This window comes from Antribacter sp. NEAU-D49 (assembly GCF_057158775.1).
On the sequence record NZ_JBXTSN010000019.1, the window covers coordinates 65,597 to 86,732 of the forward strand.

Here is a 21,136-nt window from a genome sequence, read left to right on the forward strand (position 1 = left end):
ACCTGCGCGGACTCGTCCTTCTGGCTGATCCGCACGGCCCGCTCGGCCGACAGGATGGAGTCACGTCGAGACGAAGGAGGATCCCCATGGATCGCACGACCCGTCGTACGAGGATCGCCGCCACGGCGGTGGTGGCCCTGGCCCTGCCGCTCGCGGCCGCAGGCGCCGCGCAGGCGCAGACCGACCCCGCGACCCCGGTCGCCGACAGCCCCAGCAGCATCGCGGCGCTCGTGGCCGACGCCGCGGAGCGGGCGTCCGCGCAGGCGTCGGCGCCGGGCCTCCGCGCCCAGTCCGAGCCCCGTCCCGACGGCTCCGCCCACCTCGACCTCGACCAGGCGCTGGACGCCCTGGTGGCCGACGGCGCCGTGGCTGTCTCCGCGCGCGTGGAGACACCGGGCAGCACCTGGGCAGGGGCGGCCGGGACCCGCGAGCGGGGCGGCCGGGCTCCCGCTCGCCCCCAGGACCGCTTCCGCGTGGGGAGCATCACCAAGCCCATGGTGGCCACCCTGGTGATGCAGGAGGTCGAGAAGGGCACGTGGTCCCTCGACACCCGGGTGGAGGAGGTGCTGCCCGGGGTCGTGCCGCCCGAGGTGACGATCGAGCAGCTGCTGAGCCACCGGTCCGGGGCCCCGACAGGGACGGACTGGCTGGTCGCGCTGCGCATGACCGACCCGAACTCGGTGGACGAGTACTTCGAGGTGGTGGGGCAGGAGTTCACGGAGGCCGACCACCTCGGCGTGCTCCGCACGGCACCGTGGGTGCTCGAGCCCGGGACCGGGTACTCCTACTCCAACGCCGGCTACGTGGTGCTGGGACTGATGCTGGAGCGGGTGACCGGCGACGACATCGACGACCTGCTCGAGGACCGGGTCTTCGCCCCGGCGCGGATGCGGCAGAGCGACCTCGCGGAGGAGCCCGGGACCCGCGGCCCGTTCCTCGAGGAGTACGCGTACACCGGGTCGGAGGGGGCCGGCTGGTACGCGCTGGAGCACTTCGACCCGAGCCTCTTCCGTGCGGCGGGTGCGGTCACGAGCACCACGGAGGACCTCGCCGACTTCACCACCGCGCTCGTGACGGGCGGCCTCGTCTCCGAGGAGGCCACGGCCGGCATGCTGACCCCGCGGACCGTCGACGACTACCCCAACCCCGACTACGGCCTGGGTGTCTACCGGGTCCCGGACCCGTGCGTCCCGGGCGAGTTCCTCTACGGGCACGACGGCGCCACGTACGGCACCCTGGCGGTCGCCCTGACGTCGGCGGACGGTTCCCGCACGGTCACGCTCGGCGTCACCGGGCGGGACGTCGCCTTCCCGTTCTGGTCCGACGAGCCGCTGTACGACCTCAACGCGGTCCTGGTCCCGATGCTGCTGGCGACCTGCTGATCGACTCTGACGCGGGGTCGGCCGGTACACCGGCCGACCCCGCGAGCGTTCAGGCCGTTGCGCATATGCAACGAGTTATCCACAAAAGTAGGCCGTTACGGCAGTTTGATGAGCACGAGATCGGCTCTTGTGGTCTCATCGGCAGCATGACCTCAACTCAACTAGATGTGGATGTCGAGCCCGAGGGCTTCGCCGAGCTGCTCGACCAGATCAAGGGTCGTGTCCGGGGTAGCCAGATCCGGGCGATGCTTGCGGCCAACACGGAGATGCTTCGTCTTTACTGGTCGATCGGGAAGGACATCCTGGACCGGCAGGAACACCACGGTTGGGGTGCCAAGGTGGTCGAACGGCTGGCAACCCGCCTGCGAGAAGAGTTCCCTGATCAGCGGGGGTGGTCCCGGCGCAACCTCCACTACATGCGAAAGCTCGCCGAGACGTGGCCGAGTGAACGGCTGTTTGTGCAGCAGCCTGCTGCACAATTGCCGTTCACCCATGTGCACCTGCTACTCGACCGTCTCAGCACGATCGAGGAGCGCGAGTGGTACGCCGCCCGGGCCGTCTCCGAGGGCTGGTCCCGAGCCGTTCTCCGGCACCAGATCGACTCCGACCTCCGGTCGCGGGTGGGGTCCGCCCCGACGAACTTCCAAGCTGTGCTGACGGACCATGACTCGGATCTGGCTCAGCAACTGATTCGTGACCCATATGTCTTCGAGCATGTGTCGCTCGCGAAGAAGGCCCGAGAGCGAGAGCTCGAGGAGGCACTCATCGACCGCGTGCAGGAGACGCTCCTCGCCTTCGGAAAGGGGGTTGCCTTCGTCGGGCGCCAGGTGCGGTTCGACATCGACGGGGACGAGCTCTTCGTCGATCTGCTCCTGTTCCACGTCGAACAGTTGCGCTACATCGTCGTCGAGCTGAAGGTGACGCCCTACGAGCCTGCCTTCCTCGGTCAGCTCGGCACCTACGTTGCCGTCGTCGACGACCTGCTCCGCCGGGAGGTGCATGCGCCGACAGTGGGCATCCTCCTGTGCACCGGGCGCAACGACCGCATGGTCGGTTATGGTCTGGCCGGTGCGGCAGCTCCGATCGCGGTCAGCACCTACTCGACCCTGACGGCCGAGGAGCGAGCAGCCCTTCCCTCCCCGGAGGAACTGGAGCTCGTGGTCGCCGCAGAGCTCGCACAGCACCAGGCGTGACGCGGCCCGGCGGTGAGGCGTCAGACGGTCGCGCACGCCAGGTCAGCGACACGCCCCCGCTACAGCCGCTCCGCCAGGAGCTCCACCAGCGCCTTGCCCTGCACCCCGGCGAGCTGGTCGGCCTGCGTGCGGCAGGAGAACCCGTCGGCGAGGTACACGTCGCCCGGCGCCGCCTCCCGCAGGGCGGGGAGCAGCGCGTTCTCCGCCACAGCCACGGACACCTCGTAGTGGCCCTTCTGCATGCCGAAGTTCCCCGCGAGCCCGCAGCAGCCCGAGAGCACCTTGATCGTGGCCCCCGCCGACTCCAGCAACGCCCGGTCGGCCCCGTACCCCATGACGGAGTACTGGTGGCAGTGGGGCTGGACCACCGCCGTGACGTCGGACAGGTCGGGCATGGTCCACCCGGACTCCGCCGAGGGCGCCGTCTCCGGCCGGGTGAGCAGCTCGGCCAGGGTGACCGTCGCGTCGCGCACGGCCACCGCCCGCGGGTCCTCCGGGAACAGGTCGACCAGGTCGGAGCGCAGCACGGCCGTGCACGACGGCTCCAGGCCCAGGATCGGGATGCCGTTCACGGCGTACGGACCCAGCGCGGACAGCAGCCCTTCGAGCCGGCGGCGGGCTCCGTCGAGCTGGCCCGTGGAGATCCAGGTGAGGCCGCAGCAGGCGCTCTCGTCGGGCACGATCACGTCGTATCCGGCGGCCGTCAGGACGCTCACCGCAGCCTGCGGGACGCTGGGCGCGAGGGAGTCGCTGAACGAGTCCGTCCACAGCACCACCTTGGGCCGGCGGGCCAGCTCGGCCTCGTTGTGGGCGGCACGGCCCGGCGTCCCGAGGATGCGGAGCCCGGGCACGCCGTGGGTGGCGCCCCCGCGCTTCCACCAGGTGCGGAACGGCACCTCGGCGAACTGGGGCACCGACCGGCGCGTGTCCATGCCACCCGCCCACAGCACGGCCTTGGCGATCCCCGGCACGCCGAGCACCTTGTTGAGGAACCGCGGCATGGCGCCCGCGAGGCGGGCCCAGCGCGGCAGCCAGCCGAGCGCGTAGTGGTCCACGGGTCGCAGCCGGCCCTTGTAGGTGCGGTGCAGGACCTCCGACTTGTACTGCGCCATGTCCACGCCCGCCGGGCAGTCGGACGAGCACGCCTTGCACGACAGGCACAGGTCGAGCGACTCGCGCAGCTCGGGCGCGCTCAGCCCGCCCACGAGCGTGCCGTTCAGCGCGTCCTGGAGCACGCGCGCGCGGCCGCGCGTGACGTCCTTCTCGTCGCGCGTCGCCGTGTACGACGGGCACATGAACTGCCCCGGCTCCACGGACCGGCACTTGCCCACGCCCACGCACCGGTGGGCGGCCGTGGTGAGGTCGTGGTGGTCGTGACGGAACGAGAAGCCCGCGTACCCGGCGCGCTTCGCGACGCCGCGCAGCTTTCCCTCCCCCGCCCCGCCCGGGACGGGACCGGTCGAGACGATCGGCAGGCGCGAGGGCACGGCCCGCGCCGCGGGCCGGCGCAGGTCCTCGTCCACGGCCCGGGGCCGGACGACGACACCCGGGTTCAGCAGGTCGTCCGGGTCGAACAACGCCTTGAACTGCTCGAGCAGGCGAATCGCGTCCGGCGAGTAGATGAGCGGCAGCAGCTCCGAGCGGGCGCGCCCGTCACCGTGCTCGCCCGACAGCGACCCGCCGTACTTGGCGACCAGCTCGGCGGCCTCGGTCATGAACGTGCGCAGCACCGAGCCCGACGTCTCCAGCGGGATGTCGATCCGGAGGTGCACGCACCCGTCGCCGAAGTGCCCGTACGGCAGGCCGTCCACGCCGTACCGCGCCATGAGCGCGTCGAGGTCGCGCAGGTAGTCGCCCAGCCGCTCGGGCGGCACCGCGGAGTCCTCCCAGCCCGGCCACGCCTGCTCGCCCGACGGCGTACGGCCCGCGAGCCCGGCGCCGTCGGCCCGGATCTTCCACATCTTGGTGGCGTCCGGCCCGGCGGGAAGCACCTCGGCCGCGGAGGTCGACGCCGCCGCGACGATGGCCCGGGCCCGCCCGAGGGCCTCGTCCTGCGTCTCGCCGCCCACCTCGATCATGAGCCAGCCGCCGCCGTCGGGCAGCGGGGGCACGGAGGCGGGCCCGTGCGCACGGCGCACCACGTCCACCAGGCGCGCGTCGAGCCCCTCGATGGCGAGGGGCTTGTGCGCGAGGAGCGCCGGGACGTCGTCGGCCGCCGTGGCCATGTCCGGGTAGCCGAGGACGACGAGCGTGGGGGCGCCCGCGACCGGCACGAGCCGGAGCGTGGCCTCCAGGACGGTGACGACGGTGCCCTCGGTGCCCACGAGGGCCTTGGCGAGGTCGGACCCGTTCTCCGGCAGCAGGTGCTCCAGCGAGTAGCCCGACACCTGCCGGCCGAACCGCCCGAACTCCGTCCGGATGAGCGCGAGGTTGTCGCGCACGAGGTCGGCGAGGCCCGGGACGGCGGCGAACGTCGGATCGCCCGCACCGGCGGTGAACCGGCGGCCCCGCCCGTCCACGACGTCGAGCGACACCACGTTGTCCGCGGTGCGGCCGTAGGCCACGGCGTGCGGCCCGCAGGCGTTGTTGCCGATCATGCCGCCGAGGGTGGCCCGGTTCTGGGTGGACGGGTCGGGCCCGAAGCGCAGCCCGTGGGGTGCCGCCGCCTTCTGCAGGGTCGACATGACCGTGCCGGGCTGGACGCGCGCCGTGCGCGCCTCGGGGTCGATCGCGAGCACCGAGCCGAGCCGGCGGGAGAAGTCGAGCACCACGCCCGGTCCGACGGCGTTGCCGGCCACCGACGTGCCGGCGCCGCGCGCGGTCACGGGGACCTTGAGCTCGCGCAGCACCTCGAGGGCGGCGACGACGTCGTCGGCCGACTCGGGGAACACGACCGCCTCAGGCACCACCCGGTAGTTCGACGCGTCGGTCGAGTACTCGGCCCGGCGGCGGGTCGACGTGTCCACGCCGCAGCCCACCACGGTCCGCAGCGCCGTGGCGACCGCCTCGCGCGCGGCGTCCGCCGCGCGGCGCGCCTCGGCCTGCGCGGCCTCGCGCTCCGGTTCCCTGGTCCCGACGGCCGTCCCCTCGGCCTCGGCGGGGCGCTTCGTGGCGTCGTAGGTCTGGGAAGGCACGTCGCGATTCTCGCACCATGCCAGGCCGCACGCCCGTGCCGTCCGCAGGCCAGAAGGGCCGAGGGCCCCGCCGCAGCGCGACGGGGCCCTCGGATGCTGCTGGTGCTGCTGGTCCTGCGTCAGGAGGTCAGCGGCGGCGCTTGACCTCGGCGTCGACGACCTCGTACCGCTCCGACGCCTTCTCGTTGTGGAAGTGCAGGAGGAGCAGCTTGGACTTCCCGGCGTCGGCGGCCTTGTGGACCGTCAGCTCCGTGTCGTCGTCGGCGGCGTAGACGAACTCGCCCTCGCCGCCGAACCAGTACGCCGGGGCGTACGGGTCGGCGGAGAACGGCTCGGTCGCGTCGACCGTGCCGCCCGCGTAGTACGACGACGTGGCGACCTGGAACGTCGGGGTCGACTCCGCGGTGATGCCGAGCGGGCCCAGCGGCACCGGGATGGCGACCACGTTGTTGTCGAAGATCGACGTGTCGACGTCGCCGAAGGCGCCGTTGACGTAGTCGAGCCAGATGTTCTCCCCGGTGGCCAGGTCGAACACGGCCGAGACGGTGACGTCCGTGTAGTCGGTGGTCTGGAACTTCAGCACGTCCACCTCGTACTCGGGCACGCCGTCACCCTCCACGTCCACGAGGACGTAGGGAACCGGGTCGAGGCCGAGCGTGGCCCACTCGCCCTGCATGGCCACACCGACGACGGCGTAGCCGTCCGCCGGGTCGAGACCCGCGGCCGCGTACTGCGGGGCGGTCGACGAGAAGCCGACGGCGCGGATGTCACCGGCCTGGATCGCCGACCTGGACGTGCCCTCCCAGGCGGACGCGGGGAGCGCCGGGCTGGTGGCCTTGAGCTCGAACGGCGCGACGAGCGACGTCCAGCCACCGCTGTTCACGCCCTCGCCGTCCAGCTCGAGCGTGGCGGTCGTGGCACCGCGCGGGAACGAGACGTCGTCGCCCTCGAGGTCGGCGACCAGCTTGGGCGCGGCCTGGACGGGAACCCGCAGGTCCGAGCCGCCGGTCGAGCCGGTCGGGCTCAGCACCACGCGGCCGGTGACCATCGAGACGTAGTCACGGGGCACGCCGAGCGTCGGGTCGATCGCCTCGGACGTCGGGTCGAGCTCCTTGGCGAGCGTGCGCGGGTCGGCGCGGAAGGTGACCTTGACGGTCGCCGTGCGGCCCGGCTTGACCGTCACGGTGGACGGCGAGACGGACACCGAGGCGCCGCCCGACGTGGAGGACTGCGCGAACGACACGTCGTACGTCGCGGTGGACGAGCCCGTGTTCTCCACGGTGACCTTCTTGGTCAGGGCGGTGCGCTCGTCGACCTTGACCACGCCGAAGCTCACGGAGACCAGCTCCGGGTCCTCGGCCGAGTAGGCGAGCACGCCGGTGTCGACGGCCTGCCGGGCGTCGACGCGGCCGGAACCGACCCGCTCCGGGCCGAACGCGACACCGGTGCCGCTGGGGCCCGTGTACACGTCGTGCGTGGCGGTGTTCATGACCGCGGCCTTGAGCTCGGCCGGGGTCCAGTCGGGGTGCAGCTCCTTGACCAGGGCCGTGATGCCCGCGACGTGCGGGGTGGCCATGGACGTGCCCGACATGGTGACCGGGTCGGCGCCGTGACCGGCCATCGCCGAGGAGATGCCGGTGCCCGGGGCGGCGACGTCAGGCTTCACCACACCGAGCGAGCCGTGCACGCCGCGGGACGAGCCGGAGTTCAGCGTGTCACCGATGCTGGGGATCGACACGAACTCGGCGCTCGCGTACGAGGGGCCCAGCTTCAGGACGAGCGTGCCGGCCTGGATCGCGGGCAGCAGCGCGTCGTGCGCCGGGCCCGTGAGCTGGCCGCCCGGGATGCCGGTGTTGCCGGCGATGCCCGCGCTGAACACCTCGAGCTCCGAGGAGAGCACCACGCCGACCGCACCTGCGGCCTGGGCGTTGTTGAACCGCACGCCGGAGCCGCACTGCAGGGCGGCGTCGTTCCAGTAGAGGTACGCGATCTTGCCCGCGACGAGCGCGGCCTGCTCCGGCGTGAACGGCGAGCAGCCCGAGAAGTCGGCGGACACGAAGGCGACGGGCGCCTCGACGTCGCCACCGGTGTAGTTCACCGAGTTCTGGAACGGGTACGTCCCGACGAGCTCGGCGGGCGCCACGGCCTCGACCGCGTCGAACGTCTGGGTGTTGCCCACGGAGTTCGCGACGGTCAGCGAGGTCGCCGAGTTGCCCGGCGAGCCGCCGATGTCGGTGACGTCACCGGCGTTGCCGGAGGCCACGACCGAGAGCGTGCCGATCGCGGCCAGCTCGTCCATGAAGACGTTCTCGGGGTCGTCGGCCGGCGAGCCGTCCGAGCCCAGGGAGAGGTTCACGATGTCCAGGTGGTCGGACACGTCGCCGTCGCCGTTCGGGTCGGCCGCCCAGTCCAGCGCGTTGACCACCACGCCGGTGGAGCCGCTCAGGTCGCCGAAGACCTTGAGGGCGTAGATCCCGGCCTCGGGCGCCGAGCCCGGGCCCACCCGGAAGTCGGAGATGTCGGTGAGCGTGGAGTAGTCGCCCGTGAAGGTGGTGCCCTCGGCGGTGACGCCATAGCCCGCCGTCGTGCCCGCGACGTGGGTGCCGTGCCCGCCGCCCAGGTCGTACGAGTCGATGGGGTTCGCGTCCGGGACGGGGACCAGCTGCTCGCCCTCGCCGCCCGCGTCGTACAGGTGACCAGCGAAGTCGTACCCGCCCAGGAACTTGGCCGGGTCGTACGTGCCCGCGGGGATCGGCGCGGCGCCGTTCTCGGCGGCTGCCGCGGCGAACGCCTCGGGCGTGCCCGGGCCGCCGAACGACGCGTGCGTGTAGTCGAGACCGGTGTCGATGATCCCGACGCGCACGCCCTCGCCCGTGAGGCCGGTGGCCTGCCACGTCTCGAGCGCCCGGGTGAAGACATCGGTGCCCTTGTTGGACGGCGTCTTCGGGGTGATCCGGTAGACCTTGACGACCGACGGGTCGTCCGCCAGCGCGCGGACCTGCTCCGCGTCACCCACCACCGTGAAGCCGGCCACCACGTTGCTGGTGACCGAGGTGCGGGTGAGGCCAGGGCCGGCGGCACGCAGGTTGCCCCGGTCCGGGACCACGGTCGCAGCCAGGTCGGCCACGTGCTTCTTGCCCTGCTGGACCTCGGCCTTCGACTTGCCCTGCGCGTCGAGCTCGATGGCCGACGGCGCGTCGAGCTGGACGAAAGCCGTGACGGAGCCCTCGGCCCCGGCCAGGCCCGGCGACACCTTCGTGGTGCTGCCGTAGACCGGCTTGAGCTGGGACGTGTCGATGTCGAGGGAGTCGACGGCACCCAGCGGGCTGTCGCCGAACGGGTCCGTCGGCGCGGCCGACGCGCTCATGCCCGCCGCGACCACACAGGCCACGGAGAGCGCCGAAACGCTCGTCAGGAGGATAGGACGCTTCATGACACTCTTTTCCCCGGGCCTGTCACCCGGTGCGTCAGTGGGGGATTCCCGGAAGATACACCTCAGATGTGACATGAGACTCACTCCTCCGACACATCCGACGTAACCGGCACCCCGGTCCCGCGTGTCGCGCGCGGGTCGCCTCCGGTAGCGTCGGTGGAGTCCGCGGGGTAGTCACCGCGACACCCCCTGAGCACTTGTCGAGGAGCCATCATGGTCGTCCGCACAGCCCGCACCGCCTGGAACGGAACCCTCCCCGAGGGGTCGGGTCAGGTGGAGCTCACCAGCTCCGGCACCGGCACGTTCGACGTGTCCTGGCCCCGCCGGTCCGGCGACGACGCCAACGGCGTCACCAGCCCTGAGGAACTCATCGCCGCAGCCCACTCGTCCTGCTTCGCCATGGCGTTCTCGGGCGAGCTGGCCGGTGCCGGCGCCACCCCGATCTCGCACGAGATCACCGCCGACGTCACCTTCGGGCCCGACCCGGCCGGCGGGTTCCAGATCGCCTCCATCGCGCTCACCGTGCGCGGCGAGGCCGAGGGCATCGACGCCGCCGGCTACCAGGAGGCTGCCGAGAAGGCCAAGGCCGGCTGCCCCGTCTCGAAGGCGCTCGCGTCCGTCCCGGAGATCACGCTGGACGTCACCTTCGAGTCCTGAGCAGCGGCACGACGACGGGGTCACCTCCCAGCCGGGAGGTGACCCCGTCGTCGTGCGCCGGCGTGCTTACGGGGCGAAGTCCAGCGACTCGTCCGCGACGGCCAGGACCGACCAGCTGCTGCCCTCCGCGTCCCGCAGCTCGTACGAGGGCAGAAGGAGCGTGGTGCCGTTCCCCGCGTTGTGCCGGGCGAGGCCGAGCCGCGCGGACGTGATCGTCACGTCGGTCACCGGCCACCCGATGGCGTCGCCGGGCTTCGGCGCGGGCGGGACGGTCGGCTCCGCGGCCTCCGGGTACTCACCGGCCAGGTCCTCCCGGGCGACGTCAACGACCGCAGCGCTGAATCCCCCTGTGGCACCGAACCGCGGGTCGCCGAGGCGCTCGACGGCCTCCGCCGCGCTGATCACGGGGTACTCGCCCAGCTCCACCAGCGGGGCGAGGAACCCGTACAGGCCCGAGATGCCCTTCTCGGTCACAGAGCCGTTCCAGACCAGCCCCGTGCGCTGCCCGTCCCGGACGTGGTGGGCCGTGACGTAGCGGAACGGGTCGCCCTCGTAGCTCTCGCCGGTCTCGATCTCGAACTGGGCCAGGTCCACGCCCAGGCGCTGCAGCATGTCCCGGAACGCCACGACAGCGGTCTCCGTGTCGGGGGCGGCGGGGGTGCTGTTCCCGTCCGGGCACTCCGGGACCGGCATGAGGCCGGGCTCGGCGGCGCCCTCCTCGCTCGACGAGCTCTCGGAGCCGTCGGAACCGGAGCCGGAAGAGCCGCCGTCGGCCGGAGCAGGGCAGAACCAGGGCTCCTTGGTGGGGTCCCAGTACTGGAAGCCCGCGTCGCCGTCGGCCATCACGGTGACCGTGGGGCCGCTGCCGTCGGCCGGGCCCACCACCCAGCCCCACTCCTTGCGGGGCTCACCGGAGACCCCGAGGACCTCGGCGGCGCGGGCCGCCGCCTCCGCGGTGGCCGCCTGCTGGGCGTCGAGGCCGTACGCGGGCGCGTCGCCCGCGTCCCCGGCCAGCCCCGGACCCGCGTGGAACACGAGGCGGCCCCAGAGTCCGGCGGGGTATGCCACGTCTGCGGCGGCCTGCTGGCCGCTCGTCGCGCGGTTCATGGCCATCGGCGCCTGGGCTGCCGACTCCTCGGCGGCGCCCGCCTCGGCCCGATCACCCTGGGTGACGTCCCCCAGCGTGATCGGCGGTGCGGCGGTGCTCGCCACGACGACCGGCCCGCCGGTCCCGGCCCCCGCGACGTAGCCACCACCGCCCGCCACGATCACCGCGCCGGCCGCGGCGACGGCGAGCCACCGGGACCGACGACGACGGCGCGCGGCCAGCTCGTCCCCCGGGGCGGCGGGAGGGCCGCCGGGTGCGACACCGTCGGACGTCGTGGCCGTGCTGTCGGCCGCCGTGCCCTCCGCCGCGTCGCCGCCGACCAGGGCGTCGACGCGTGCGCGCAGCACCCCAGCGACGGGTTCCGGCGCCGACGTCGCCGGGTCTGCCGCCGCGAGACGCTCGAACGCCTCGTCCGGCACGGCTCCCTCAGGGGTCTCCCGCTCGTTGTTGTCCATCGTCGTCCTCCGTGTCGCGAACTGTGGTCATCCCCTGCCGGGCGCCCACACCCCTTCTGTGTCGCGGCACGGGCCCGGCTTGCGCACCGGCTCACGGCGGCACCGCTCAGCGTGCCGACGCCCTCTCCGTGCCCTCGCCCTCGTCCTGGGCCCACAGCTCGCGCAGCCGGGCACGGGCACGGGACAGGGCGGCGTCGGCCCCTCCGCGCGAGACGCCCAGCACCTGTGCGAGCTCGTCGCCCGACAGACCGTCCCACGCGACGAGGAGCAGGATCCGCCGGTCGCGGGGGGCGAGCCGCCCGAGCACGCGCCGGACCGTGTCGTCGGCCAGGGCGAGCGTCTCGGGGTCGGCGTCGTCCGGCTCGTCGGGCACCACGGCGACCGGGAGGGCACGCAGCTTGCGGCGATGGTTGGCCAGGACGAAACCGGCGGTCCGGTAGAGCCAGGGCAGCTCCGCGCCGTCGGGTACGTCCTCCCGTCGGCGCCAGGCCGTGGCGAGCACCTCGGCGGCGAGGTCCTCGGCGTCGGCCGTACGGCCTGCCGCGGGCAGCCGTCGCACGAAGTACCGGTAGAGCACGGTGGCGTGCGCGGAGAAGAGCTCGGCGAACCAGGCGTCCTCCCCTGGGCGCGCGGCGGCCGCACCCGGGATCGATGGCGCGTCGTCGGGGGTGCTGGGTCTGCGGGGGCCCTCCATGCCCTCACTGTGTCGCGGGCCACTCGCATCTTGCACGACCGCCGCACCCGCGTGGTCGAGGGAGGTGCGCAGCCCGCGAGACGGGCCCCGGCCACACCCGCGCAACACCCGGACAAACCTAAACGTTTCAACCTCGATCACCGTTCGAAAACGTTTAGCGTTAACCCTTGACACACCCCGGGCTGCTTCGAAATCCTTTTCGGTGTCCGACGGGCCAACGAAGGCACGTCCCGAACGAAGGATCGACGATGACCCGATCATTGAATCCGCGAGGTCGCGGGCTCACGCTTCGAGCAGTCTCGCTCGCCACGCTGACCGCCGTGGTCCTCACCGCAGGCGTCGCGGTGACCTCCGCCCAGGCCGCCGGCAGCACCCTCCAGGCTGCGGCCGCGGAGTCGGGCCGGTACTTCGGTACGGCCATCGCCGCGAACAAGCTGAGCGACTCGCAGTACACGACCATCGCGAACCGTGAGTTCAACATGATCACGGCCGAGAACGAGATGAAGATGGACGCGACGGAGCCGTCGCAGAACCAGTTCAACTACTCCAGCGGCGACCGCATCGTGAGCTGGGCCCGCAGCAACGGCAAGCAGGTCCGTGGCCACGCGCTGGCCTGGCACTCCCAGCAGCCGGGCTGGATGCAGAACATGAGCGGCACCGCGCTGCGCAACGCCATGCTCAACCACGTCACCCAGGTCGCCACGCACTACCGCGGCCAGATCCACTCCTGGGACGTGGTGAACGAGGCCTTCGCCGACGGCTCGACCGGCGCCCGCCGCGACTCGAACCTGCAGCGCACCGGCAACGACTGGATCGAGGCCGCGTTCCGCGCCGCCCGCGCCGCCGACCCGGGCGCCAAGCTCTGCTACAACGACTACAACACGGACAACTGGTCGCACGCCAAGACCCAGGCCGTGTACAACATGGTCCGCGACTTCAAGGCCCGCGGTGTGCCCATCGACTGCGTCGGCTTCCAGGCCCACTTCAACAGCGGCAACCCGGTCCCGAGCAACTACCACACCACGCTGTCGAACTTCGCCGCCCTGGGCGTCGACGTCCAGATCACCGAGCTCGACATCGAGGGCTCCGGCACCTCGCAGGCGGAGCAGTACCGCGGCATCGTCCAGGCCTGCCTCTCCGTCGCCCGCTGCACCGGCATCACCGTGTGGGGCGTGCGCGACACCGACTCGTGGCGTGCCAGCGGCACCCCGCTCCTCTTCGACGGCAGCGGCAACAAGAAGGCCGCGTACAACTACACGCTCGACGCGCTGAACGCGGGCGGCACCGGTACGCCGACCACGCCGCCGCCCACCACGACCCCGCCGCCCACGACGAACCCGCCCACGGGCACCGTCACGCGCCTGCAGAACACCCAGTACGGCAAGTGCCTGGACGTTCCGGGCGGCAACACCGCCAACGGCACCCAGCTGCAGACCTACTCCTGCTGGCAGACCGACAACCAGCGGTTCACGTTCGGCTCGGACGGAACGCTGAAGGTCCTGGGCAAGTGCGTCGACGCGCCCTCGGGCAGCAACGGGACCCGCGTGCAGATCTACACCTGCAGCGGTGCCAACAACCAGAAGTGGACCCAGAACTCGAACGGTGAGATCCGGAACGTCCAGTACGGCGTCTGCATCGACATCTACAGCGGCAGCGACGGCGCGGCCGTCCAGCTGTACAGCTGCTCGGGCGGGAACAACCAGAAGTGGGCCCGTGTCTGACGACACCCACGTCTGACCGATACGAGGGAGGACCCCCGCAGCCGAGGCTGCGGGGGTCCTCCTGCGTCAGGCAGGCAGGGCGTGCGTCAGCACGCGCCCTGGTCCTCCCACGGGCCCCACTGGCCGGCACCCGGGGTGTCGCCCTGCGTCCACCACTTCGCCCGCCAGGTGTGCCCGGCGTAGCTCACCACGGCGCTGCCGGAGTATGCGGTCGTCGAGACCCACGCGGCGGCGGAGCAGCCGGTCGGCGCCGTCGGGCTCGCGGTCGGCGAGGCCGTCGGCGAGGCCGTGGGCGACGACGTCGGCGTGGAGCCGGCGCACGCGCCCTGGTCCAGCCAGACGGCGTTGGTGCCGGGCGTGTCGCCCTGCGTCCACCACTGAGCCTTGTACGTGCGGCCGTTGTGGCTCACGAGCTTGCCGCCCGTGTAGACGGTCGACGCGCTCCACGCGGCGGCCGAGCAGGTGCCCGGCGTCGGCGAGGCGGTCGGCGAGGCGGTCGGCGAGACGGTCGGCGACGCCGTCGGGGATGCCGTCGGCGAGGCGGTGGGCGACGCCGTCGGCGACGGGTTCACCACGCCGCCACCGGTCACCGGGCCGCGAGCGCCCGACCCGAGGACGCCGTGCAGCACGTCGGTCAGGTCGCCCTGCTCGTCACCGGAGAGGTCCCACCACATGGCACCGCCGAGGCCGAGCGAGCGGATGTACGCGCCCTTGGCCGACACGGAGCGGGGGCTGTCGTAGCTCCACCACTGGGTGCCGTCGTAGCGCCAGGCGGAGACGGTCGTGGCGTCGTAGTAGTCGGTGCCGCGGGTCTTGAGGAGGTCGTAGTCCTCGTTGCCCGCCTCCCACGTGCCGGGGGCCGCGCCGGTGGCGGGTCCCCACGGCTGCGCCGACGTCGCGCCGGTCCAGCCGCGGCCGTACATCGCGAGGCCGAGGCCGAGCTGCTGCGGGTTCACGCCGTTCTGCGTGTAGTAGCGGATCGCCTTGTCGGCGCTGAACTGCCGGTTCGCCGGACGGGTGTCGCGCGGGTCGTCGTACAGGTTGCCCTGGTGGCCGGTGAGGGCCGGGTCCCACGCGCCGTGCAGGTCGTAGCCCTGCACGTTGCCGTAGTCGAGGTAGTTGAAGATGGCCGGGTCGTTCCAGCCGCCCGAGTCCACGTCGGCGGGGTTGGCCGGGAGGAACGCGGAGAGCAGGTAGTCCTTGCCGGTCTGCTGGCCGTAGGCGTCGAGCTGGCGGCGGAACTCCGCGAGGAGCGCCTTGAAGTTGGCGCGGTCGTTGGCGACGTCGACGTGGTTGCCGACCTCACCGTTGAGCGAGCCGGGCCACTCCCAGTCGATGTCGATGCCGTCGAACACGCCGGCCGCGGCGCCGGGACCGCCGCGCCCGTCGATGACGGGCAGGTTGCCCTTGATGTAGATGTTGATGCAGGACTCGACGAACTTCTGGCGCGACTGCGGGGTGGCCGCCGCGAGCGAGAAGTTCTTCGACCAGGTCCAGCCACCGAGGGAGATCAGCGCACGCAGCTGCGGGTGCTTGGCCTTGAGCTGCTTGATCTGGTTGAACGAGCCGGCGAGCGGCTGGTCCCAGGAGTCGGCCACGCCGGCCACGGAGTTGGCGGCGGTGTAGCCCATGCCGAAGTCGGCCCAGGCGTCGCCGGCGCCGTCGGACCCGTTGGGGCCGGTGCCCTGCGCCTTGTTGGCGATGAAGCACTCGAGCGTCTGGTGGTGGATGTTGCCGAACGAGTAGTTCAGGTGCGTGAGGTTCTGCGCCACGCCCGAGTCGTCGACGTCCTTGATGGTGTAGCCGCGGCCGTACACGCCCCACTGGGCGAAGTAGCCCACGTTGCGGAAGCCGTTGATCTGCGAGTCGCCCGTCTGGACGGCGGCAGCGGTGGTGTCGGTGGCGGCGTTGGCTGCGGTCGAGGCGGCGATGCCCGTGATCGCGGCGGTGCCGGCCATGGCGAGGGTCGCCACGGCGGCGGCGACACCCTTCCAGGGGCGCGTGCGCCCCTTCTTGCGGCCGTCGTTGCCCGACGGCGGCACGTACGTCTCGTACATGTCGTTCCCTTTCGTTGGGGCGGGGTGGGGGTCGTGAGGCTGGTGCTGCGGGTGCAGTCGCGCCCGCCGGGAGGGGCGGCGCCCGGCGGGCGCGACGTCTGGGGAGGGCCTAGCAGGCGCCCTGGTCGGTCCAGACGGCGTTGGTGCCGGGCGTGTCGCCCTGCGTCCACCACTGGGCCCGGTAGGTGCGGCCGCTGTGGCTCACCAGGTTGCCGCCGGTGTAGACCGAGGTGGGGCTCCAGGCCGCGGCGGTGCAGGTGCCGCCGCCCGGGCCGCCCGGGGTGGACGGCGACGGGGAGGGCGAGGGCTGGGCGGACGGGGCGCCGACGACGGTGACACCGCGCGGGTTGTCGTACGTCGTCGCGTACTTCACGCCGTCGATGGTGACCACCACGTTGGAGAACTGCGCGACGGGCAGGGCCCACTTGAGCTGGTTCGTGATGGATCCGCCGGCGGGGATGCCGCCCGTGGGGACCGTGAACGTCGCCGTGTGGAAGTCAGCCCCGAGCCCGCCCACGTTGGGGCCGGTGCGGCCGGGCGTGGTGGTGGTGCCGTAGCCGCTCCAGTCAGACATCTCGCCGGTGTCGGTGGTCGAGTACTGGAAGGTCACCTTGGCGCCGGCGGGGACCGTCGTCGTGCCGTTGTTGCGGAACACGACCTTCGGGGCGATCGGGTAGTTGTTGTCGCCGAGCGCGAACTCCGTGTACTCGAGGTCGATGTCCAGGGCCTTGGTGGGCCCGGCGGTCTCGGCCTTCGACGCGCCGTACGCCGAGGTGGCGGAGAGCTTCGAGTGGAGCAGGTCCACCATCGTGGAGCCCATCTCGTACTGGCCCTTGGCGGCGTTGAGCTCGTAGTCGCCCGCGAGCTCCCATATCATGACGCCGCCCAGGCCCTCGTTCGCCACGTAGTCGGCCTTCTGGCCGATGGCCCAGGCGCTGTCGCCCGAGAGGAACGTCCTCGTGGAGGCGTTCCACCACCACTCGTTCTTGGTGACGGGGTCCGTGTGGTGCGTGTAGGTGCCGGTCAGGGTGGAGGGCACGCCGTACTCGTCGGTGTAGTCGCCCGCCACGCCCTTCTGCAGGTTGAGCGCGTGCCAGATCGGGTTCACGCCGGCGGGGATCGCGTTGCCCATGGGGTCGGAGTCGAACCACAGGTTGTCGATGCCTGCCGCGCCGTGGCCGCACTTGCCGTTGGTCCCGGCAGGGCAGGTGTAGCCCGCCGGCGGAACCGCGGTGCCGCCCATGCCGTTGGTCCCGCCCGTGACCCCGGTGAAGCCGCGGGTGTAGAACGGCACCCCGAGGTTGATCCGGCCGGCCTGCATGGCGCCGCGGAAGTAGTGCGCCGCCCAGTCACCGTTGAGGTAGCCGATGCCCTTGTACGCCGTGTACGTGCCGCCGGCGGCCAGCTCGGGGTCCTTGCCGTCGTCGAACAGGGCGCCGTTGCCGCCCACGTACTGGTTCCAGGAGCCGTGCAGGTCGTAGGTCATCATGTTGACGAAGTCGACGTACTCGGTGACCTGGTAGACCTCCATGCCGCGGAGCAGCCACCCGGACGACGGGGTCGCCGTGGTGAGGAGGTAGTACTCGCCGTCCTCGGCGCCCGCACGGTCGAGGTGCTCGCGCAGGGTCTTCATGAGGGCCACGTAGCCGTCGAAGAGCTGGGCGCGGCGCGCGTCCGAGATCGCGAAGTCGTCGGGGTTGCCGGCCTGGGCGTTCGACGTCGGGTACTCGTAGTCGATGTCGATGCCGTCGAAGCCGTACTCCCGGATGAAGTCGACCGCCGACCGCGCGAACGTGTCCATGCGGGCCTGCGACTCGGTCATCGTGTAGAAGCCGCCCGACGCCACCCGGTTGCCCGACGCGTCGAAATAGCCGCCGGTCTCGGCCCAGCCACCCACCGCGGGGATGACCTTCACGCCCGGGTTCTGCTCCTTGTACTTCGCGAGGAGGTTGAAGTGGCCCGTGTACGGCAGGCTCGGGTCCATCTCGGCGCCCGCGACGCCCGGCCACGTCATGTCGGTGGCGGCGTTGCCGGGGGCGTCCTCGTTGACGGAGATCTTGTCGTCCGGGCCGATGTGCGCGAACGCGTAGTTGATGTGGCTGAGGCTGCCCCACGGGATGTCGCTCGCCAGGTACGAGGGCTGGCCGTTCTTCCCGGTGCGCCAGCTCGTGAAGTAGCCGATGACGCGGCGGCCCAGCCCGTTCGGCAGGATCTCGCGGCCGTTGGCGTCGTAGACGTCGCAGTACGGCGTGTTGACGCCCTCTGTGGGCTGCATGCCGTCGGGACGGCACACCTCGTCCGGGTTGCCCCCGGTCGGCGGCGTCGACGGCGTGGGGGTGGGCGACGGGGTCGGCGTCGGCGTGGGGGTGGGCTTCGGCGTCGGGCTGGTGCTCGGCGTCGGCGTGGGGGTCGGCGTGGGCGTCACGCTCGGGGTGGGGCTGGGCGTCGCGCCCGGTCCGCACGCACCCTGCGACTCCCAGGCACCCCACTGCTGGGACCCCGGGGTCTCGCCCTGCGTCCACCACTTCGCGCGCCAGTTCTGGCCGCCGTAGGACGCCTGGTTGTTCTGCGTGTAGGTCGCGGTGGACGACCAGGCCGGCGCGCACTCGGCGGCCGCGGCGCTGGACGCGGCCCACGTGCCGACCGCTGCTGAGGCGACGGTCGCGCCCACCAGCGCGAGCGTCGTCGTCAGCGCGGTCAGGCGCCGCCGGCGGCGAGGGAGAGCTCCCATGATCTTGCCTCTCGTCGGGAAGAACGGTATTCCGAGACGAAAGTAAGGACAGGTTCCTATCTAATGAATCAGTGTTCCCCACATCATGAATGCGGATCTTGGGCCCGCGTACGGGTAAACCCGTAGGTGACGGATCGTCACGCCCGGTGGGCGAGCACCACGAGCTCCGTCCGCGACCGGACGCCCAGCTTTCGGAACACCCTCCCCAGGTGCACCTCGACCGTCCGCACCGAGACGTACAGCGTCTCGGCCACCTCCCGGTTCGCCTTCCCCTGCACCACCAGACGGGCCACGTCGAGCTCCCGCTCGGTGAGCACGTCGGCCCACGCGGCGCAGGCCGCCTCGGCTGCGGGAGCGGCCTCCCGCCCACCCGGCACGACGGCGGACGCCAGGTCCGCCGGCGCCTCACCGCGTCGCTCCCCTGGGCCGGGCACGACCGGGTCGGCAGGGCCCGGCCGCTGCGCGGGCTGGGCGAGGGCGCGCTCGGCGACCGCCGACCAGACGCCGGCGCCCGACTCGCCGAAGAGCTCTCGGGCGGCCAGCAGGTGCGAGGCCGCCTCCTCGGCAGCGCCGAGCCGCGCGTAGGCCCGGCCCGCGACGAGCTCGGTCATGCCCCGTTCCAGCGTGGAGCCCACCAGGAGCGAGACGCTGACGGCCCGTTCGCAGGCCCGGGAGAGACCGGCCGCGTCTGCGAGCACCACCTCGGCACGGGCGACGTCGAGGGTCCTGCGGAGCACGCCACGCTGCCGGGGCGAGGTCCCGCCGGGCGCTCCGGTGGTGGCGGGCGCTCCGGTGTCTGCCGGGATCGAGCGGGCGCCGTCGGGCAGCGTGGCCCCGCGGCCGCCCGGGCCGCCCAGCTGGGCGAGGCTGCCCCGGAGCCGCGCGAGCACCTGGGCCGCGGCGCGGCGCTGACCGGCGAGGACGTAGAGCTCGACGGGGTCCGGCGTGGGGAGCCAGAGGGCTCGCAGGTCCTCGCCGCCGCGCTCGGCGGCGAGCGTCAGGAGGGTCGCCGCCTGCGCGTGACGGCCCGCGTACGCGGACACCAGCGCCCGGTCGCCCAGGATCGCGGCACGCACCGGCGGGGCGACCGTGCCGGGCACGGACGCCTCGAGCGCCGTCGCCACCACGCCGACCTCTCCTCGCCGCACCAGGTCGAGCCGGCGGGCGAGCGCCACCCCGAGCCCGCCGAAGGCGAGGGCGACGGGGACCGTGTCGGCGGCCTCCTCGAGAAGCTCGGCGGCGTGGCCGGCGTCCCCCGACCGGAGCGCGAGCATCACCTGCGCCACCCGCAGGTGCGCCTCGGCGAGCGGGGTCATGGCGGCGTCGGGGCCGTCGAACCAGCAGCCCGACCGCCTCGCCGGACTCAGCGAGGCCTCCGTCCGGGCGAGCAGAGCCCCCGCCTCGCCGGGAGCGTCGTGAGCGAGGAGCAGGGCACGCCGCGCAGCGTCGAGGGCGGCCCGGTCGGCCTCCGGCTCGGCAGCCGCGAGCAGCGGAGCCGCCAGCGTGGCGAGGTGGTGCGGTCCCGCGGACGGCGTCGGCGCGTCGAGGACCGCCAGCGCGGCTGCCAGCGGGCCGGCGTCGCTCGGCTCGCGCCCGGTCCGGCCGGCCGCGAGGTGCGGGGCGGCGCCGCGCGGTGCCTGGGCCCCGCGCGGTCCCCCTCCGGTGCCGGGGTCGGCGGCCCGGCGCAACCACGTGACGGCGTCGTGCACCTGACCGGCCCAGAGCGCCGCGCGTCCCGCGACGGCGAAGGCGCGCGCTCGTACGGGGCCCGTGCCATGGCTCGCCGCCTCGCGCGCGACCTCGTGCGCCCGCCGCACGTCGCCGCGCGCCAGGTGCTGCTCCGCGACCTCGACGAGGCCGTCGGCGAGCAGCGCGTCGCCGGCGATCGTGCTCAGCGCCGTGTGCCACAGGGCGGTCATCGGCTCCCCCGCGGCCCGGTGGACCCGGGCGAGCGCGGCGTGCACAGCGGTCCGCGACGCAAGGTCGGCATCGCCGTGGACGACCGACCTGATCCGCAGGTCACGGAAGGCGAAACGACCGGCGGCGAGGGTGAGGTGGGGGGCCGCGGGGCCGCTGAGCAGGGCGTCGATGCTGGTTCCCGACGCCGCGAGGAGCACCTCGGTGCGGTCCACCACGGCGATCGCGGCGACGACGAGCAGGCGGCGCGCCTCGTCGTCCAGCACCAGCGGCTCCACGGCCGCCCGGACCGCCGGCACGACCGGGAGCGGGTCGGGAAGCATCGCCGTGCCCGCGAGGTGCTCGGGGGTGAGGACCGCGGCGGTCTCGATCAGGCAGGCGGGGTCGTGCCCCACGAGGCGCGTCAGCTGGGCAGCCACATGGGGCGCCACGGGATGGCGACACTCCGCCGTGAGCAGGGCGAGCGCCTCCGCCTCACGTGCCAGGTCAGTCATCGTCGAGCCTCCCGGATTCGTTCACGGTGCTCGCAAGTATCACGACCGAACGTTTCACGCGCATGACCGACCCACCTTTGGACCGGTCCGTACCGCGTGCTGAACACCTGTACCGGACGGATCTTGACACGGGTGTCAAGCCGGCCCGGGCCCTGCCGGG

General features: G+C 72.7%; 11 protein-coding genes. 4 read left to right on the forward strand and 7 right to left on the reverse strand.

Features of this window, described 5'->3' with window-relative positions; translation table 11 throughout:
- Positions 1–86: 86 nt before the first annotated feature.
- Together AC060K_RS15205 and AC060K_RS15210 are read left to right on the forward strand one after the other, a co-directional pair.
- Positions 87–1,382: a serine hydrolase domain-containing protein gene (locus AC060K_RS15205; protein WP_483766243.1), complete on the forward strand. Its 1,296-nt coding sequence runs from the start codon at positions 87–89 to the stop codon at positions 1,380–1,382.
- A gap of 146 nt (positions 1,383–1,528) precedes the next feature.
- The gene (locus AC060K_RS15210; protein ID WP_483766244.1) at positions 1,529–2,575 is read left to right on the forward strand and encodes a PDDEXK nuclease domain-containing protein; all 1,047 of its coding nucleotides are present in this window, start codon (positions 1,529–1,531) and stop codon (positions 2,573–2,575) included.
- A gap of 59 nt (positions 2,576–2,634) precedes the next feature.
- Here AC060K_RS15210 and AC060K_RS15215 read toward each other — a convergent pair whose 3' ends face one another.
- Both AC060K_RS15215 and AC060K_RS15220 read right to left on the reverse strand, forming a co-directional pair.
- Positions 2,635–5,556 (reverse strand): FAD-binding and (Fe-S)-binding domain-containing protein, encoded by a 2,922-nt coding sequence (locus tag AC060K_RS15215; RefSeq protein ID WP_483766281.1) that lies wholly within the window; start codon positions 5,554–5,556, stop codon positions 2,635–2,637.
- Positions 5,557–5,836: 280 nt separating this feature from the next.
- Positions 5,837–9,142: a S8 family peptidase gene (locus tag AC060K_RS15220; protein WP_483766245.1), complete on the reverse strand. Its 3,306-nt coding sequence runs from the start codon at positions 9,140–9,142 to the stop codon at positions 5,837–5,839.
- A 213-nt stretch (positions 9,143–9,355) separates the two neighbouring features.
- Between AC060K_RS15220 and AC060K_RS15225 the strand changes: the two genes are divergently transcribed.
- The gene (locus tag AC060K_RS15225) at positions 9,356–9,799 is read left to right on the forward strand and encodes an OsmC family peroxiredoxin (RefSeq protein ID WP_483766246.1); all 444 of its coding nucleotides are present in this window, start codon (positions 9,356–9,358) and stop codon (positions 9,797–9,799) included.
- A gap of 66 nt (positions 9,800–9,865) precedes the next feature.
- Here the strand turns inward: AC060K_RS15225 and AC060K_RS15230 are convergent, their stop codons facing one another.
- Entirely contained in the window at positions 9,866–11,362 is a 1,497-nt protein-coding gene (locus AC060K_RS15230; RefSeq protein WP_483766247.1) for a hypothetical protein, read from the reverse strand.
- 106 nt (positions 11,363–11,468) lie between these two features.
- Positions 11,469–12,056: an RNA polymerase sigma factor gene (locus AC060K_RS15235; RefSeq protein ID WP_483766248.1), complete on the reverse strand. Its 588-nt coding sequence runs from the start codon at positions 12,054–12,056 to the stop codon at positions 11,469–11,471.
- Positions 12,057–12,304: 248 nt separating this feature from the next.
- On the opposite strand from AC060K_RS15235, the gene AC060K_RS15240 reads away from it, so the two are divergent.
- A complete protein-coding gene (locus AC060K_RS15240) occupies positions 12,305–13,777 on the forward strand; it encodes an endo-1,4-beta-xylanase (RefSeq protein ID WP_483766249.1) in 1,473 nt (490 codons plus the stop codon).
- An 86-nt stretch (positions 13,778–13,863) separates the two neighbouring features.
- Here the strand turns inward: AC060K_RS15240 and AC060K_RS15245 are convergent, their stop codons facing one another.
- The 3 genes from AC060K_RS15245 to AC060K_RS15255 all read right to left on the reverse strand — a co-directional run bounded on the left by AC060K_RS15245 (position 13,864) and on the right by AC060K_RS15255 (position 20,976).
- Positions 13,864–15,834, reverse strand: coding sequence for a glycosyl hydrolase family 18 protein (locus AC060K_RS15245; protein WP_483766250.1), 1,971 nt, complete (start codon positions 15,832–15,834; stop codon positions 13,864–13,866).
- Between the two features lie 109 nt (positions 15,835–15,943).
- On the reverse strand, positions 15,944–18,565 hold the full coding sequence (locus AC060K_RS15250) for a glycosyl hydrolase family 18 protein (RefSeq protein ID WP_483766251.1): 2,622 nt from the start codon (positions 18,563–18,565) through the stop codon (positions 15,944–15,946).
- 137 nt (positions 18,566–18,702) lie between these two features.
- Positions 18,703–20,976 (reverse strand): LuxR C-terminal-related transcriptional regulator, encoded by a 2,274-nt coding sequence (locus AC060K_RS15255; protein WP_483766252.1) that lies wholly within the window; start codon positions 20,974–20,976, stop codon positions 18,703–18,705.
- Positions 20,977–21,136: the final 160 nt, after the last annotated feature.